At 71.9% G+C, this 15,747-nt stretch carries 13 protein-coding genes; 7 read left to right on the forward strand and 6 right to left on the reverse strand.

The genetic code is table 11. The features are described 5' to 3' along the window. Positions 1-26: 26 nt before the first annotated feature. Positions 27-644 carry a TetR/AcrR family transcriptional regulator gene (locus ACZ4UV_RS35530; protein WP_467843601.1) on the reverse strand — a complete coding sequence of 206 codons (618 nt, stop codon included), beginning with the start codon at positions 642-644 and terminating at the stop codon, positions 27-29. Positions 645-772: 128 nt separating this feature from the next. Here ACZ4UV_RS35530 and ACZ4UV_RS35535 point away from each other — a divergent pair, with 128 nt between their 5' ends. Then, positions 773-2,380 carry an MFS transporter gene (locus ACZ4UV_RS35535; protein ID WP_467843604.1) on the forward strand — a complete coding sequence of 536 codons (1,608 nt, stop codon included), beginning with the start codon at positions 773-775 and terminating at the stop codon, positions 2,378-2,380. Positions 2,381-2,484: 104 nt separating this feature from the next. Here the strand turns inward: ACZ4UV_RS35535 and ACZ4UV_RS35540 are convergent, their stop codons facing one another. Together ACZ4UV_RS35540 and ACZ4UV_RS35545 are read right to left on the reverse strand one after the other, a co-directional pair. Continuing rightward, positions 2,485-4,068, reverse strand: coding sequence for an IclR family transcriptional regulator domain-containing protein (locus ACZ4UV_RS35540; protein ID WP_467843607.1), 1,584 nt, complete (start codon positions 4,066-4,068; stop codon positions 2,485-2,487). Between the two features lie 180 nt (positions 4,069-4,248). Continuing rightward, positions 4,249-5,475 (reverse strand): M6 family metalloprotease domain-containing protein, encoded by a 1,227-nt coding sequence (locus tag ACZ4UV_RS35545; RefSeq protein WP_451022091.1) that lies wholly within the window; start codon positions 5,473-5,475, stop codon positions 4,249-4,251. Positions 5,476-5,975: 500 nt separating this feature from the next. Between ACZ4UV_RS35545 and ACZ4UV_RS35550 the strand changes: the two genes are divergently transcribed. Together ACZ4UV_RS35550 and ACZ4UV_RS35555 are read left to right on the forward strand one after the other, a co-directional pair. Next, positions 5,976-6,626, forward strand: coding sequence for a TetR/AcrR family transcriptional regulator (locus ACZ4UV_RS35550; RefSeq protein ID WP_390046822.1), 651 nt, complete (start codon positions 5,976-5,978; stop codon positions 6,624-6,626). Between the two features lie 251 nt (positions 6,627-6,877). Further along, positions 6,878-8,416 (forward strand): MFS transporter, encoded by a 1,539-nt coding sequence (locus tag ACZ4UV_RS35555; RefSeq protein WP_390046824.1) that lies wholly within the window; start codon positions 6,878-6,880, stop codon positions 8,414-8,416. Positions 8,417-8,471: 55 nt separating this feature from the next. On the opposite strand, the gene ACZ4UV_RS35560 is transcribed toward ACZ4UV_RS35555, so the two are convergent. Then, the gene (locus ACZ4UV_RS35560; protein WP_351502629.1) at positions 8,472-8,984 is read right to left on the reverse strand and encodes a MarR family winged helix-turn-helix transcriptional regulator; all 513 of its coding nucleotides are present in this window, start codon (positions 8,982-8,984) and stop codon (positions 8,472-8,474) included. A 151-nt stretch (positions 8,985-9,135) separates the two neighbouring features. Here ACZ4UV_RS35560 and ACZ4UV_RS35565 point away from each other — a divergent pair, with 151 nt between their 5' ends. Then, the gene (locus ACZ4UV_RS35565) at positions 9,136-9,927 is read left to right on the forward strand and encodes a dioxygenase family protein (protein WP_467843613.1); all 792 of its coding nucleotides are present in this window, start codon (positions 9,136-9,138) and stop codon (positions 9,925-9,927) included. A 19-nt stretch (positions 9,928-9,946) separates the two neighbouring features. Here ACZ4UV_RS35565 and ACZ4UV_RS35570 read toward each other — a convergent pair whose 3' ends face one another. After that, on the reverse strand, positions 9,947-10,465 hold the full coding sequence (locus tag ACZ4UV_RS35570) for a GNAT family N-acetyltransferase (protein ID WP_451022089.1): 519 nt from the start codon (positions 10,463-10,465) through the stop codon (positions 9,947-9,949). Positions 10,466-10,703: 238 nt separating this feature from the next. Here ACZ4UV_RS35570 and ACZ4UV_RS35575 point away from each other — a divergent pair, with 238 nt between their 5' ends. After that, complete coding sequence (locus tag ACZ4UV_RS35575; RefSeq protein WP_390046829.1) at positions 10,704-11,720, forward strand: sigma-70 family RNA polymerase sigma factor; 1,017 nt, start codon at positions 10,704-10,706, stop codon at positions 11,718-11,720. 663 nt (positions 11,721-12,383) lie between these two features. Then, a complete protein-coding gene (locus ACZ4UV_RS35580) occupies positions 12,384-12,983 on the forward strand; it encodes a TetR/AcrR family transcriptional regulator (RefSeq protein WP_390047128.1) in 600 nt (199 codons plus the stop codon). Between the two features lie 96 nt (positions 12,984-13,079). On the opposite strand, the gene ACZ4UV_RS35585 is transcribed toward ACZ4UV_RS35580, so the two are convergent. After that, positions 13,080-14,051, reverse strand: coding sequence for a helix-turn-helix transcriptional regulator (locus ACZ4UV_RS35585; RefSeq protein WP_467843618.1), 972 nt, complete (start codon positions 14,049-14,051; stop codon positions 13,080-13,082). A 62-nt stretch (positions 14,052-14,113) separates the two neighbouring features. Here ACZ4UV_RS35585 and ACZ4UV_RS35590 point away from each other — a divergent pair, with 62 nt between their 5' ends. Then, positions 14,114-15,730 carry an MFS transporter gene (locus tag ACZ4UV_RS35590; RefSeq protein WP_451022850.1) on the forward strand — a complete coding sequence of 539 codons (1,617 nt, stop codon included), beginning with the start codon at positions 14,114-14,116 and terminating at the stop codon, positions 15,728-15,730. Positions 15,731-15,747 lie beyond the last annotated feature (17 nt).

Genomic DNA, 15,747 nt, shown 5'->3' on the forward strand with positions numbered 1-15,747 from the left:
TCCTTCAGTGGGGGAGCGGGTCCGGTTCAGGTCGTTGTGTGCAGGCGGCGGACCGTGCTGGTGGCGCGGGCGTTGGTGACGCCGGCGGCGATCAGGGCGGTGGTGGCGGCGGTGGGGCCGTCGTCGGTCCAGGTGTTCGGGTCGGCGGTCTCCAGGAGGGACAGCAGGTAGGCCTCCAGGGCCCGGCTGAGCGGGCCGGGTGGGACGGTGGTGTGGAAGACGCCCTGTTGCTGGCCCTGAGTGAGGATCCCGGCGACCGCGGTGCGGGCCGGTGCGAGTACCTCGGCGACGCGGTGGGCGCCCAGGTCCTGGCGGGCGAGGTTCACGAGCGCGCGGTAGCGGTCGGCCGCAGGCCACAGTGTGAGGACGAAGCGGGCCAGGGCGGTCGCCGCATCGAGGGACGGGACGCGGGTGGCCTCGCTCGCGAGCCGGACCGCCTCGGCGGCGTCCGCGGCGAGCCCCTCGACGAGTGCGGCCCGGCCCGTGAAGTGGACGTAGACGGTCCGCCGGGCCACCCCCGCGGCCTCGGCGATGTCGGCGAGGGTGCAGTCGGGGTCGCGGCCCAGTTCGCGCCGGGCCGCTTCCAGGATGCGGGCGCGGGTGTGGGTACGGGGGCGAGTTCGGATGCGCGTGGGAGTGGTCACGTCGGTCGGTACCTCGGAGCCGGGCGGGCGGGCTCTCGATAGTTGCACACCAACGAGCAATAAACTAGCGTGCACATCGATGGGCAATTAAGTGGGCCCTCGCCCCCCACGTCCCCTGGGAGACTCCCGTGCCGTTTCTTGCCAACAGCCCCGTCGAGAAGATGAGCGAGCCGTATCCACGGCGCTGGTGGGCCCTGATCGTGCTGTGTCTGAGCCTGCTGATCGTCGTCATGGCGAACACGTCGCTGATCGTGGCGGCGCCGGACATGACCACGGACCTGGGCCTGAGCAGCAGCGATCTGCAGTGGGTGATCGACGGGTACACCGTCCCCTACGCCGCACTGATGCTCGTGCTCGGCTCGATCGGCGACAAGTACAGCCGCCGCGGCGCCCTGATCCTGGGCCTGCTGGTCTTCGCCGGCGGGTCGGTCATGGGCAGCCAGGTGCACCACACCGACCTGGTCGTCACCGCCCGCGCGATCATGGGCGTGGGGGCGGCTGTCGTCATGCCGGCCACGTTGTCGCTGCTCGTCGCGATCTTCCCGAGGCGTGAGCGGGCCAGGGCCATCACCGCGTGGACCGCGACGTCGGGGCTGGCCATCGCGGTCGGGCCGCTGGTCGCCGGGTGGCTGCTGGAGGACCACGCCTGGGGATCGACGTTCCTGATCAACGTTCCGATCGCCGTCGTCGCCGTCTTCGGCGCGCTCGCGCTCGTGCCGCCGTCCAGGGCGGAGAAGCTCGGCCGGATCGACTACGTCGGCGGGCTGCTGTCGATCGTGTCGGTGGGCAGTCTGGTCTACGCGACCATCGAGGGCCCGCACTTCGGCTGGGGGAAGGGCCCGGTCGCCGCGGCCGTCGTCGCCGGCCTGGGCCTGGTGGCGTTCGTGGGCTGGGAGCTGCGGCATCCGCACCCGATGCTGAACGTGCGGAAGTTCGGCCGGCGCCCGTTCTCCGGGTCGATGCTCGCGGTGCTGTTCTTCTTCTTCGGCACGTTCGGCGCAATCTATTACGCCACCCAGTTCCTGCAGTTCGTCCTCGGCTACACCGCGCTGGAGACCGGCGTACGGCTGCTGCCGCTGGCCGGGGCCGTCTTCGCCGGCGCCGCGATCACCGGGCGGCTCACGCCGAAGGTGGGCATGAAGCCGATGGTGGTGGCAGGGATGGTGATCGGCACGGTCGCCGTCTTCCTGCTCACGCGGGTCGACAAGGGCTCCGTCTACACCGACTTCCTGCCGACGATGATGATGCTCGGCTTCGCGATCGGCCTCAGCGTCTCCCCGGCGACCGACACCATCATGGGCTCCTTCCCCGAGTCGGAGCTGGGGGTGGGCGGCGGCGCCAACGACACCGCCCTCGAACTCGGCGGTTCGCTCGGCATCGCGATCCTGGGCTCGCTGCTCGGCACCGCCTACCGGGACAAGCTGACCGGCCTGGTCGGCGGCCACCTCCCGGCCACCGCGCTGGACACCGCCAAGGACTCGGTCGGCGGCGGGATCGCGGTGGCCCGGCAGGTGGCGCAGAACCCGACCGCCGGCGGACCCCAGCAGGCCCAGGCCCTGCTCGACGCCGTGCACGAGGCCTTCGCCCACGGCGTCGCCCGGACCAGTCTGATCGGCGGGATCATCATGGCCGCCGGGACGATGATCGTCCTCGCCGTACTGCCCGGAATCCGGGGCGAGGCCAGGCCCGAGCAGAACGCCGAACCGCAGGAGAAGGAGCGGGCGGGCGTCGCCTGAGCCGCGTACACCCGCGCGTCGCCTGAGCCGCGCACCCCCGGGCGTCGCCTGAGCCGCGCACCCCCGGGCGTCGCCTGAGCCGCGCGCCCCCGGGCTGAGGCGGCTCAGGCCGGCGGGACGTGCGTGAAGCGGGACGCGATGTGCAGGTCGTCCTGGACCTGGGCCGCCGTGGCGTGCAGGGCGGGCAGCACCTCGCTCACGCATTCCGCCAGGGTGCGGCGGGCCGCATGGGTGGCCACGTTCACGGCGGCGACCGGGCGGCCCGCCCGGTCCCGTACCGGTACCGCGATCGAGCGCAGGCCCGACTCCAGCTCCTCGTCCGCCAGGGCGTAGCCGCCCGGCTCGGCGAGGCCGAGCAGGGCCCGGCCGAGCGCCGTACGGCTCGCCGGCAGGCGGGTGCCCACGGTGATGTCCACCGTCAGGACCCGGCGGGCGGCCGCCACCGCGGTGTACTGGATCTCCGCCGGATCGGTCCCCGGGACCAGGACCGCCAGCGCCGTCGGCTCGTCGAGCCGGTCCGCGAGGGCGCGCAGCCGGGGGGCCGCGAGGCGGGAGAGGGTGGTGCGGGACAGCGGGGGGTAGCCCAGGGACAGCACCCGGGGGGTGAGGGCGAAATCGCGGCCGTCCGCGGTCACCAGGCCCAGGTGCTCGTACGTGATCAGGGCCCGCCGGGCCGTCGCCCGGGCCAGGCCCGTCGCCTTCGCCACGTCCGTCAGGGTCAGCGCCGAGCGGCCCTCGCCGAAGGCGGTGAGGACCGTCAGGCCCCGGGCCAGTGATTCCACGAAGTCGCGGCCGAGTTCGTGCTTCGAGGCGGTGGTCCAGACGGCGAGGCCGGAGGGTGGCGGCCCCGGCTCCGCGGGCCGGGCCCCGGCCTCGCGCAGCTCCGCCTCCATCGCCGTGACCGCCGTACGCAGCCGGGGGAGCAGGGTCTCGCGCAGGTCCGCCGCCGTGTGGCGGCTGGTGTGGCTGACGACGCTCGCCACGCACGCGATCCGCCCGGCGCCCGGCTCGCGCACAGGGACGGACACCGCGACCAGGCCCGGTTCGACCAGCTGGTCGTCCAGAGCCCAGCCGCTGTGCCGGGTCTCCTCGGTCCGCGCCTCGAAGTCGTCGGCGGCGGCCGGGTTCCGGGGCGGTACGGCGGGGAAGCCCGCGTCGGTCGGGTCCGCGGCGCGCCTCGCCCGCCAGTCCGCCCACTCCCGCTCCGTCCACTCGGCTGCGAACAGCGCGCCGGGGGCGGTGCGTTCGGCCGGCAGCAGGTCGCCGATGCGGAAGCTGACGGACATCGCGCGGCGCCGGGTCGCCTGGTGGATGAACCGGATGCCGTCCCGGTCGGCGACCGCCAGGGACACCGACTCGTCCAGTTCGTCGGCGACCGCGTCGGCGTGCCCGTCCAGCAGCGCGGGCAGGCGCAGGGCGGCCAGGTAGGCGTTGCCCAGCTCCATCACGCGGGGGGTGAGCACCGCGTCCCGGCCGTCCGGGCGGACGTACCCCATGCGGGAGAGGGTCGCGGTGATCCGGTCCACCGTGGAACGGGCGAGGCCGGTACGCCGTTCCAGCGCGCTCGCGCTCAGCGTCCCGCCCGCCTCGGTCAGCGCCGCCAGCACCGCCACCCCCCGGATCAACGGTGTCACCGCCTCGGCAGGCGGCTGCTCCGCCACGGACGACGAGGACAAGGGGGCGGTCATCGACTCTCCGGTTCCGATACGACGGGTTCCGCGATCTCTGTGATCTCTGCGATCTCCGCGATCTCCGCGATCACTGCGATCTCCGGTACGGCACGACCTTCGCACGGCGATCAGCGCGATCTCAGAGATCCGAGCAGCGCACGCCTACCGTAAACCGTGGCCGCTACCCCCACTTCCCCCTTACCCCCGAGTCACCCGCACCCGGTAGTTCCCCTCCCCGTCCACCCCCGTCACCAGCACCTCGATCCCGTGCGCGGGATCCTTGAAACTCTCGCCCGGGCCGAACGGGGCGTCGGAGAGTTCCGCCTGGACGTTGGGGCTGCGGGTGCAGCCGCCGGTGTCGCGGTGGGCGTCGTACACCTTGATCGGTCCGCGGCCGGTGTCGACGTTCGCGTCGACCTTGTAGATGAGGACGCCGGCGCGGCAGACCTCCTCGTCGTTGCCGCCCGTGGTGCGGACCTCGAGGGCGTAGCCGGTACGGGCGTCGACGGGGACGAAGACCAGTTTCCGGCCCCCGGGGCGGGAGAGGGGGGTCAGCGTGTACTCGGTGCCGCCGCGGGCCGCCGCGCAGCTGACCTGGTCGGGGTCCAGCCAGCCCAGCTTCCACTTGTGCCAGGCGAGGAGGTCGTTGTCGGCGCCCCAGTCCTCGCTCATGATGTCCCAGTGCCCGACCGCACCCCCGCCCTCCTGGGTGTAGAGGTCGGGCAGGCCGAAGACGTGGCCGTTCTCGTGGGGGAGGACCCGGTAGCCGGTGCGGGCGTACGAGCCGGAGCCGTCGTCCTGGCGGGAGTAGACGAAGGAGGCGTTGGCGACCGGCGTGCCGTCGGCGACCGGGGCGTCGCCGTTGCCGGCGAACGTCACCGACAGCACGGTGTCCAGGGCGGAGGGGCCGGCGTTCGGGGTGACCAGGACGTTGAGGAGGTCGTACGACCGGAAGTCCACGTCCGGGTCGGCGGCGGCCACGATGTCCTGGACCAGCTGCCGGTAGCCGGGGTCGAAGGGCGCGCCGCGCTCTATGCCGTACGCGCTGAACGGCTTCGGCATCCGCAGCCAGTGGTCGATCGGGGCCTCGGGCCGGTAGTCGAGCTTGCCGTAGGAGGCGGTGCGGAACCAGTCCTGGGTCTGCGGGAAGAACTCGTGGTAGCGGTCGAGCGCGCTGCCCTGGCCGGGCGCGTCGGGGAAGTCGACCATCAGGGTGAGGGCGTGCACGGTGCCGGTGGAGCGGGAGTAGCCGCCCGGGGTGGGGACGCCCTCGGTCATCTGGACGTCGCGGGCGCCGCTGATCATGCAGGGGCCGTAGACGGAGGAGCGGGCCAGCGCGATCGGACCGGCGCCGGCCGGTGCGGTGCCCGCCGTGAGGTGCCCGGTGCCCGCCGAGGTGCCGACCGCGAGGATCAGCGCGGCCACGGCGGCGAGGCAGATCGCACGGCGGGGGCGTATGCGGCGGCCCGGCGGTATCCCGCGACCGCGGGTCGGGGCCGAACGGCGGGACGACGGCGTACGACGGCGCGGCGAGGCGCGGCGGTGCGGGCGGTCCGTGAGGTCCGTGAGGTCCGTGAGGCTCGCGGGCTTGCGAAGTCGAGCGGGTATACGAAGGCGAGCGGCTGTACGAAGGCGAGCGGGTATACGGCGGCTGGGCTGCGGCTGCATGCACGGACCTTTCGCGCCACGGCAGCCGCCGGTCTCCGACTGCACCCTTTGGATCACCCTGTGTCGGCGGGGCGGCGGGCGCGCGCTGGAGGGGCCGATCGTGGGATTCGCCGGAGCGGGAGAGTGTGACTCAGGTCACGTGAAATTCGGAGAAGGCGTGGAAATAACCGGGGACCGTCTCCCCGTTTAGACCTGTGTCCGCGCGAAACGGGGAGCGCCTCCCCGGATCGCGGAAGCCAACAGACCAGGAGTACGCCGTGCAGACCGCGACCGCCCTCCCCGCCGTGCGCAAGGCACCCCGGCCCCGCGCCGACGCCCTGCGCAACCGGGAGCGGATCGTCACCGCCGCCCGCGAGATGTTCACCGAGTACGGCCCCGACGTGCCGCTCGACGACATCGCCCGCCGGGCCGGCGTCGGCAACGCCACGGTGTACCGCAACTTCCCCGACCGCGACGCGCTCGTCCGTGAGGTCGTCTGCTCCGTGATGGACCGGACGTCGGAGGCGGCCGAGCTGGCGCTCGCGGAGACCGGGGACGCCTTCGAGGCGCTGGAGCGCTTCGTGCACACCGCCGCCGACGAGCGGGTGAGCGCCCTGTGCCCGATGGTCTCCAGCACCTTCGACCAGAACCACTCCGACCTCGAAGCGGCGCGTGAGCGGTGCGAGCAGCTCATCGGGCAGCTCATGGACCGTGCCAAGGCGGCCGGACAGCTCCGTCCGGACGTGGGCGTCGGCGATGTGATGATCGTCGTGGCCCAGCTCAGCCGGCCCCCGTTCGGCACCGACTGCCTGGTCAGTGACCGCTTCGTCCACCGTCATCTGCAGCTGTTCCTGGACGGGCTGCGGGCCCCGGCCCGCTCAGCCCTGCCGGGCACGGCCGTGACCATGGAGGACCTGCGCCAGGCCTGAACGACCGAGAGCGACAGCACAGTCCCTTAGGGGCCGATCAGTTCCGGACCGAGTACCGGTCTGACTTCACACGGCCCCTGTTCCGCACCGAACACGCGGTCCTTGTCCCGCGCTGATCACGCGGCGCTGGTTCCGCACCGATCACGCGGTCCTTGTTCTCCGCGCCAACCACACCGCCTGCGCTTCACCGATCCGTTTTTCCGTCACGAACCATCGACTTTCCGTCACGAAGTCACGAAGTGGGTACCCCCATGTCTGAAACAGCCGCCAAGGCTCCCGGCGCACCGGCACAGTCCGGTGATGCCAACCGCTGGAAAGCGCTCGTCTTCATCGCGCTCGCCCAGCTGATGGTCGTCCTCGACGCCACCATCGTGAACATCGCGCTGCCCTCCGCCCAGTCCGACCTGGGCATCTCCGACGGCAACCGGCAGTGGGTCGTCACGGCCTACGCCCTCGCCTTCGGCGGTCTCCTCCTCTTCGGCGGCCGTATCGCCGACCTGTGGGGCCGCAAGCGGGCCTTCGTCATAGGCCTGACCGGCTTCGCCGCGGCCTCCGCGCTCGGCGGCGCCGCGACCAGCGGCGCGATGATGTTCGGCGCCCGTGCCCTCCAGGGCGTCTTCGGCGCCATGCTGGCCCCGGCCGCGCTCTCCCTGCTCGCCGTGATGTTCACGGACGCCAAGGAGCGCGCCAAGGCGTTCGGCATCTACGGTGCGATCGCCGGTGGCGGCGGCGCCGTCGGCTTCATCCTCGGCGGCGTGCTCACCGAGTACCTGGACTGGCGCTGGACGTTCTTCGTGAACATCCCGTTCGCCATCGTCGCCGCGCTCGGCGCGTACTTCGTCATCCGTGAGCCGGAGGGCGGCCGCAACCGCAACCCGCTCGACATCCCCGGCGTCCTCCTGTCCACCCTGGGCCTGGTCTCACTGGTGTACGGCTTCACCCGCGCCGAGTCCGACGGCTGGGGCGACGCCACCACCGTGGGCCTGTTCGTCGCCTCCGCGGTGCTGCTGATCGCGTTCGTCGTCACCGAGACCCGGGTCAAGGCCCCGCTGCTGCCGCTGCGCGTGGTCCTCGACCGCAATCGCGGCGGTATCTACCTCTCCCTCGGCGTCGCGATCATCGCGATGTTCGGCACCTTCCTCTTCCTGACCTACTACCTCCAGGTCATCAAGGGCTTCTCGCCGATCAAGACCGGCTTCGCCTTCCTGCCGATGATCGCGGGCATGATGGTCGGCTCGACCCAGATCGGCACCCGGCTGATGACCCGGGTTCCGGCCCGGGCGCTGATGGGCCCCGGCTTCCTGGTCGCCGCGGCCGGCATGCTGGTCATGACCCAGATCGAGATCGGTTCCTCGTACGCCTCGACGATCCTGCCCGCGATGGTGCTGCTCGGTCTCGGCATGGGTACGGCGTTCATGCCGGCCATGTCCCTGGCCACGCTCGGCGTCGAGCCCCGGGACGCCGGTGTCGCCTCCGCGATGGTCAACACCTCGCAGCAGGTGGGCGGCGCCATCGGTACGGCCCTGCTGAACACGATCGCCGCGTCCGCGACGACGTCGTACATCAAGGACCACATCGCGACCGCGACCTCCAAGTCCCAGCAGCAGCTGGTCCAGATGCAGGGCGCGGTGCACGGCTACGCCAACGCGATCTGGGTCGCCGTCGGCATGCTGGTGCTGGCCTCGGTGATCGTGGTCAGCCTCGTCAACGCCGGCAAGCCGGAAGCCACGCCGGTGGCCTCCGGAGACGGCGCCGAGGACGAGGTGGCGGTCCCGGTGATCGCCCACTGAGCCTCTGAGCGACCGACCGTAGGGGTACCCGCACGCGGACCTGTCCCTGAGCTCCTCAGCGGAGCCAGGGCAGGTCCGCGCCCGCTTCGTTGGGCTGCAGGCCCTCGGCGACGATCTCCATGATCTCGCCGAGGGCCTGCTGCTGTTCCGGCGTCAGCCGCTCGAACAGCGCCTGCCGTACGGCGGCCACGTGGCCGGGCGCGGTGCGCCGCAGCACCTCGGTGCCCTCGGCGGTCAGGACGGCGAACTGGCCCCGCTTGTCGGAGGGACAGTCCTCCCGCCGTACCCAGCCGTTCTTCTCCAGGCGGGCGATGGCGTGCGAGAGCCGGGACCTGGTGATCTTCGCCTGCATCGCCAGCTCGGTCATCCGCAGCCGCCCCCCGGGTGCCTCGGCGAGCCCGACGAGCAGGCCGTAGTAGATGTGCGGCATCCCCGCGTCACGCTGGAGCTGACGGTCCAGATGGTCCTCCAGCAGGGTCGTGGCGTGCAGGTACGAGCGCCAGACGCGCTGTTCGTGGTCGGTGAGCCAGCGGCTCTGCGTGGTGGCGGATCCGGATGCCGTATTCATGTATCCCACTGTACGAGGCCTCTCCTTGAAACTTAAACAAGTGGGGCGTAAGCTGATGCCCAGAAAGCTTGAGAGTTAAAACAGTCATAGCCTGGAGAGTCGAAGGATGGGAGCCGGGAAGGCAGCCCGGCGCCCGGAGGGAGCCGCCGCCATGTCCGCCGCCGCACCGGAGCGCATGCCCGCCCTCTATCTGAGTCACGGCGCGCCGCCGCTCGCCGACGACCCCGTCTGGCCCGGCGAACTCGCCGACTGGAGCGCCGGCCTCCCCCGTCCCAAGGCGATCCTGATGGTCTCCGCCCACTGGGAGGAGGCCCCCCTCGCCCTCGGTGCCGTACAGACCGTCCCCCTCGTCTACGACTTCTGGGGCTTCCCGGAGCACTACTACCAGGTGCGGTACCCGGCCCCCGGCGCGCCCGAGCTGGCCGAGTCCGTGCGCAAGCTGCTGCGCGCCGCCGGCACCCCCGTGCAGGACATCCCGGACCGCGGTCTCGACCACGGCGCCTACGTGCCCCTGGTGGAGATGTTCCCGGCCGCGGACATCCCTGTCCTGCAGATCTCCATGCCCACCCTCGACCCGGTCCGCCTGATGGAGATCGGCCGCCGGCTCGCCCCGCTGCGCGACGAGGGCGTGCTGATCGTCGGCTCCGGCTTCTTCACCCACAACCTGGCCGCCCTGCGCCACACCGGAGGCGGGGTGCCCACCTGGTCCTCCGAGTTCGACGACTGGGGACACCGGGCCCTGGAGAACCGCGACTGGGACGCCCTCCTCGACTTCCTCGACAAGGCCCCGGCCGGCCGCTACGCCCACCCGCGCACCGAGCACTTCGCCCCGCTCTTCGTCACCATGGGCGCGGCGGAGGCGGGCGGCGAGCTGGACGCGCAGAAGTCGGTGATCGACGGGTTCTGGATGGGAATGGCGAAGCGGTCCGTGCAGTTCGGGTGAGCGGGGCGGGAGGGCCCGGTCAGAGGTCCTTCTCGTACCAGGCCACGTCCCAGTAGCGGCCGAACTTGCGGCCCACTTCGCGGTACGTGCCGACGTACCGGAAGCCGAAGCGTTCGTGCAGCCGGGTGGAGGCCTCGTTCGGCTGCGCGATGCCCGCGTAGGCGCGGTGCACGTCCTCGCCCGCGAGCGCCTCGAAGAGGGCCTTGTAGAGGAGCGTGCCGATACGGCGACGCCCGGCGTCCGGGGCGACGTACACGGTGGTCTCCACCGACGTCGCGTAGGCCGGTTTCGCTCGGTAGGGGCTGGATGTGGCGTACCCGAGAATCTCCTGTGAGTCCGCTGACGTGGCAACCATCAGGCGGTACGGGCCGTCTTCCGGGTGGGAGAGCAGCCACGGACGACGCTCTTCCGGTGTGAAGGCCACCGTGTCGAATGTGATGGACGTCTCACGAACGTAGTGATTGTAGATCTCCGTGAGGGTTACGAGGTCCCCCTCGGCTCCCGGTCTGACCTGCACCTCTGTACGTTCTGACGGCACCGCGCCTCCTCACGTGGTCGCACAGGGTACTGCATGATCAGAAAAATCGGGGGGCAGCATGGGAATTCTGTCCGGATTCCAGTCGTTGTTTCCATCAGATGCCGGGCACTCGACGACAGTCCGAGGAGTTCCAGAAGTGGAGTTCCGGAGCGCTGGAGTCCGAGCACCGGGCATTCCGTGAAGGACCGAGAAGAACCGACAGGACCACCCGCCCGCCCACCATCGCAAGGGAGCACGCATGGCAACCCGTGCCGTCGCCCGTCGTCAGTCCGCCGCCACCGGCGAGACGGCCGACTCGGCAAGCAGTGTTCGCGCCCATGGCGTTCGCGGCCATGGCGGCGAGATCGCCGACCGCGATCTGGTCGGCATGTACCTCGACGAGATCGCGCGCACACCGCTCCTCGACGCCGCCAAGGAAGTCGAGCTGTCCCAGACCATAGAGGCGGGTGTGTTCGCACAGCAGGTCCTCGACGGCGAGGAGGAGTCCGCGTCCGACGCCACCCGCGAGGAGCTGGAGGCGCTCGTCGCCGCCGGTGAGCGGGCGAAGGACGTCTTCATCCGCTCCAACCTCCGCCTGGTCGTGGCCGTCGCCCGGCGCTACCCGCGCAGCGGTCTGCCTCTCCTGGACCTGATCCAGGAGGGCAACGCCGGCCTGGTGCGTGCCGTCGAGAAGTTCGACTACCGCAAGGGCTTCAAGTTCTCGACGTACGCCACCTGGTGGATCCGCCAGGCGATCACCCGATCCATCGCCGACCAGTCCCGGACCATCCGGCTCCCCGTCCACCTGGTGGAGGAGCTCGGCCGGATCCGCCGCGTCCAGCGCGAGTTCAACCGGGAGAACGGCCGCGACCCGGAGCCCGCGGAGATCGCCGCCGAGCTCGGCTCCACGCCGGAGCGTGTGGTCGACGTGCTGGACTGGGCCCGTGACCCGGTCTCGCTGAACATGTCGGTGGACGACGAGGGCGAGACCCAGTTCGGTGACCTCCTGGAGGACACGTCGGCGGTCAGCCCCGAGCAGTCCGTCCTGACCCTCCTGCGCAGCGAGGAACTGGACGACCTGATCGGCCGTCTGGACCAGCGCACGGCCTCGATCATCAAGATGCGGTACGGCATCGAGGACGGCCGCGAGCGCACGCTGACCGAGGTCGGCAAGGAGCACGGCCTGACCCGTGAGCGCATCCGCCAGATCGAGAAGCACGCGCTGCTCGAGCTGAAGAAGCTGGCCCGCTCGACCGGGTTCGAGCCGGCGGCGTAAGGGGGTTGCGCGGGGGCAGGGGGTTCGCAGGAGTGGGGCTCGCGTGACCAGTGCGCGCGAGTCTCCACTCACGCCGGGGCGCGTGCGCCGGGTGGCGCAAGACGGCGCAAACATGGCGCGGTACCGCCGCTTCGGGGCTTCGCCTGTAGGGAACAACCATCCAGGGCCGGGGAGTCGGGGTCCAGGGCGGACCAATTCCCGCGGGGCCGACGACTCCTGACGGGGCGGCAGGCGCCGAGGGGCCGCGACAACCCCGACGTCCGTCTCCACCCTGACGCCCGCCTCGTCCACAAGCCACGTCCCGACGCATCATCCCCCCGGCGCCGGGACTCTCCCAGAGCCGGGCTCCGGCGCCCATCCCCCCGGGTGCCGGAGCCCGGCTCCACCTCCGTTCGGGGCTTCCCGCAGGGGTTCTCGGCGGGGGCTCGTTGCGGGGGGCTCTCCGCCGGGCGGCGGGCCCGCGTTTGCCCTGACTTGGCGCTGCCGGGCATGCTGAAACGGTGGTTCACCCCGTACCTGAACCACGGGGTGAACCACCGGATGGCAGATTCTGTCACATGGGCATAGCCTGCCGAGGTGAGCACCCCCAGCACCGCCGGCAGCACCCCCACGCAGGACCCCGCCCACCTTTCCCTCATGGAACGGCGCAAGGCGGAGACCCGCATGGAGATCGCCCGGGCGGCCGCGGGCCTCTTCGTACGGCGGGGCCTGCGGGCCACGCGCGCCGAGGACATCGCACATGCCGCGGGCATCGCGCCCCGCACGTTCTACCGCTACTTCGCCACGAAGGAGGAGGCGGTGGCCCCGCTCTACGCGGCGGGTGCGCGCCGCTGGGCGGAGGCGGTACGGGCGGCCCCCGCCTCCCTCTCCGTCCCCGAGGCCCTCGAACACGCCGTCCAGCACACCCTGATCCCCGGCGCAGGGGTCTCCGCGGCCTCCTGGGAATGGGTCCGCACCCTGATCCACCTGGCCGACACGAGCCCGGCCCTGCGCAAGGTGTGGGCCGAGGTGTGCCAGTCCTCGGACCAGCTCCTGACGTCGATCCTGGCGGAACGCACGTCCACCTCCCTCGACAACGTTGCCCCGCCCGCTCATCTCCGCTTCGCCGCGGCGGTGGCCGGCGCGGCGGTGAGAGTGGCGGTCGAATCCTGGGCGGCGGGCACGGCCGCCGCCACCGGGCCGGAGGGCCCGGCGGCCCTGGCCATGCAGAACCTGGCGGCGCTGCGGGGGTTCGCGTGGGAGGGGCCGGGATCGCCCGGCTAGCCGGGGGGCCGGTCGTCGGCCGCGGGCCGGTGGGTGAGGCACCCGGCCGGCGCCGGTAAGCGCCCCCCGCCCCAGCCCCCACCCGCCCGCACCCCCTCACGCACCCCCGGCCCGGCTCAACCGGCCCCCCAACTCCCGTACGCACTGCACCAGTTCCGCAGGCTCCCGCACCACGAACTCGCACCCCACCATCGCCAACCGCACCGCCAGCCACTCCACCGGATCCCCGGTGTCCCCCCGCACCACGCACCAGCCGCCGCCCTCTTCCTCCTCCACCGGCGTCCCCAGCCACCCCGGCAGCCGGGCCCCCACCTCCGCCGCCGACCCGGCGAACGCGACGGCGAACCCGTACGTCTCCTGCCGCCGTTGGATGGACCGCCGCAGGTATTCCGCCGCACTCCCCGTCGGCATCTCCCGCGGAGCGAACCGCGCGCCGGTGGCGAACGGCTCGCTCACCCGGTCGACCCGGAAGGTCCGCCAGTCGTCGCGATCGAGGTCGTACGCCACGAGGTACCACCGCCGCCCCGTGGACACCAGCCGGTACGGCTCCGCCTGCCGCCGGGTCTCGCTCCCGTCCGCCGCCCGGTACGCGAACCGCAACCGCTCCCGCCCCGCGACCGCCGACGCCATCACGGTCAGTGTCTCGGGCGCGATACTCGCCCCGTCCCCGCTGGTCAGCAGCGTGGTTGCGGCCTGGAGCGTGGTCACCCGGTGCCGCAGCCGGGCCGGCAGCACCTGCTCCAGCTTCGCCAGCGCCCGCACCGACGCCTCGTCCACCCCCGCCACGGCATGCCCCGCACCGGCCCGCAGCCCGACCGCGATGGCGACGGCCTCCTCGTCGTCGAGCAGCAGCGGCGGCATCGCCTTCCCGGCGACCAGCCGGTACCCCCCGTCGGCCCCCTTGCTGGCCTCGACGGGGTACCCCAGCTCCCGCAGCCGGTCGATGTCGCGCCGCACGGTACGCCGCGACACCCCGAGCCGGTCGGCGAGCTCACCGCCGGGCCATTCGCGGGGCGTCTGGAGCAGAGACAGCAACTGGAGCAGCCGGGCCGGAGTGTCCGTCGTCATGCAGACGAGGATGCCGTACGACTAGGCCAGGATCTGACCTAGTGCGGCCCTACGGTACGAACATGACTTCCACGGCCACAGGCGCCCTGAAGGGGCGCGGGACTGTACCGATCAGCGGCTCCGCCGCGGCGCGCGATCAGCCACAACGAACCGGCACGGACACCGCCACACCGACACCGACGGCGCTCGAATCGTCGGCCTCCCCCGGTGCACCGCACCGCTGGCTGGCCCTGGCCATCGTCATGACCGCCGCTTTCATGGACCTCGTCGACGTCACGATCGTCAACATCGCCATCCCCTCCATCCAGCGGGACGCCGGTGCCTCCTTCAGCCAGATCCAGTGGATAACCGCCGGCTACGCACTCGCCTTCGCCGCCGGCCTGATCACCGGCGGCCGTCTCGGCGACATCCACGGCCGCAAACGGCTGTTCCTGATCGGCGTCGCGGGATTCACCCTCGCCTCGGCCCTCTGCGGCTTCGCCGCGAACCCGGAGATGCTGGTCGCCTCCCGCATCCTGCAGGGCGGCATGGCCGCGATGATGGTCCCGCAGGTCCTCTCGATCGTGCACGCCACCTTCCCGGCCCACGAACGCGGCAAGGTCTTCGGCCTGTTCGGCGCGATCGTCGGCCTGGGCGCGGTCTCCGGCCCGCTGCTCGGCGCGCTCCTCACCGAGTGGAACCTCCTCGGCCTCGAATGGCGCCCGATCTTCCTGATCAACCTCCCGGTCGGCGTCGCCGCCCTCCTCCTCGGCCGCCGTTACATCAGTGAATCCAGGGCCCCGCGCGCGCTGCGGCTGGACCTCGTCGGCGTCGCCCTGGTCACCGTCGGCCTGCTGATGCTGCTCTACCCGCTGACCCGCGGCCGCGAGCTGGGCTGGCCGCTGTGGGGGTACGTGTCGATGGCCGGCGCGCTCGTCGTCTTCGCCGTGCTGGTCGCGTACGAACGCCGCAAGGCGGCCCGCGACGGCTCTCCGCTCATCGAACCGTCCCTCTTCGCGGTGAAGAGCTTCGCCGCCGGCATCGCCGTGCAGACCGTCTTCGGTGTCGCGCTCGGCATCTTCTTCCTGGTCTGGACGCTGTACATGCAGGTCGGCCTCGGCTGGAGCCCGCTGCACGCCGGCCTGACCGGGGTGCCGTTCTCGATCTCCGTGTCGGTCGCGGCCGGCCTGTCCGTGCAGAAACTGGTCCCGCGCTTCGGCCGCAAGGTGCTCCAGGCCGGCGCCCTGCTGATGGGCCTCGGGGTCCTGCTCTACGTCTGGGAGTCGCACCGCTACGGCCTCGCCATCGCCTCCTGGCAGATGGCCCTGCCGCTGGTCGTGATGGGCGCGGGCATGGGCCTGATCGTCGCCCCGCTGACGGACGCGGTGCTCTCGGAGGTGCCGCGCGAGCACGCCGGTTCCGCCTCCGGCCTGATCAACACCGTGCAGCAGATGGGCAACGCGCTCGGCCTCGGCCTGGTCTCGGTGGTCTTCTACGGCGTCATCGACGACCGCGTGACCTCCTCCGGGGTCGGCCCGGCCTTCGCGGACGCCTTCCGGCACGCCCTGCTCTGGGTGGCCGCCGTCATGGCCGTGATCTTCCTGCTGATGTCCGCCCTGCCGAAGCGCCCGGCACAGCACCTGGAGGCCGGCGGCGAGGAGGAGGCACTCCCGGCGGCGGAGCGCGAGCTCGTCCACTGACCACCGTCAGGCACAGG

The organism is Streptomyces sp. NPDC028289, assembly GCF_055565975.1.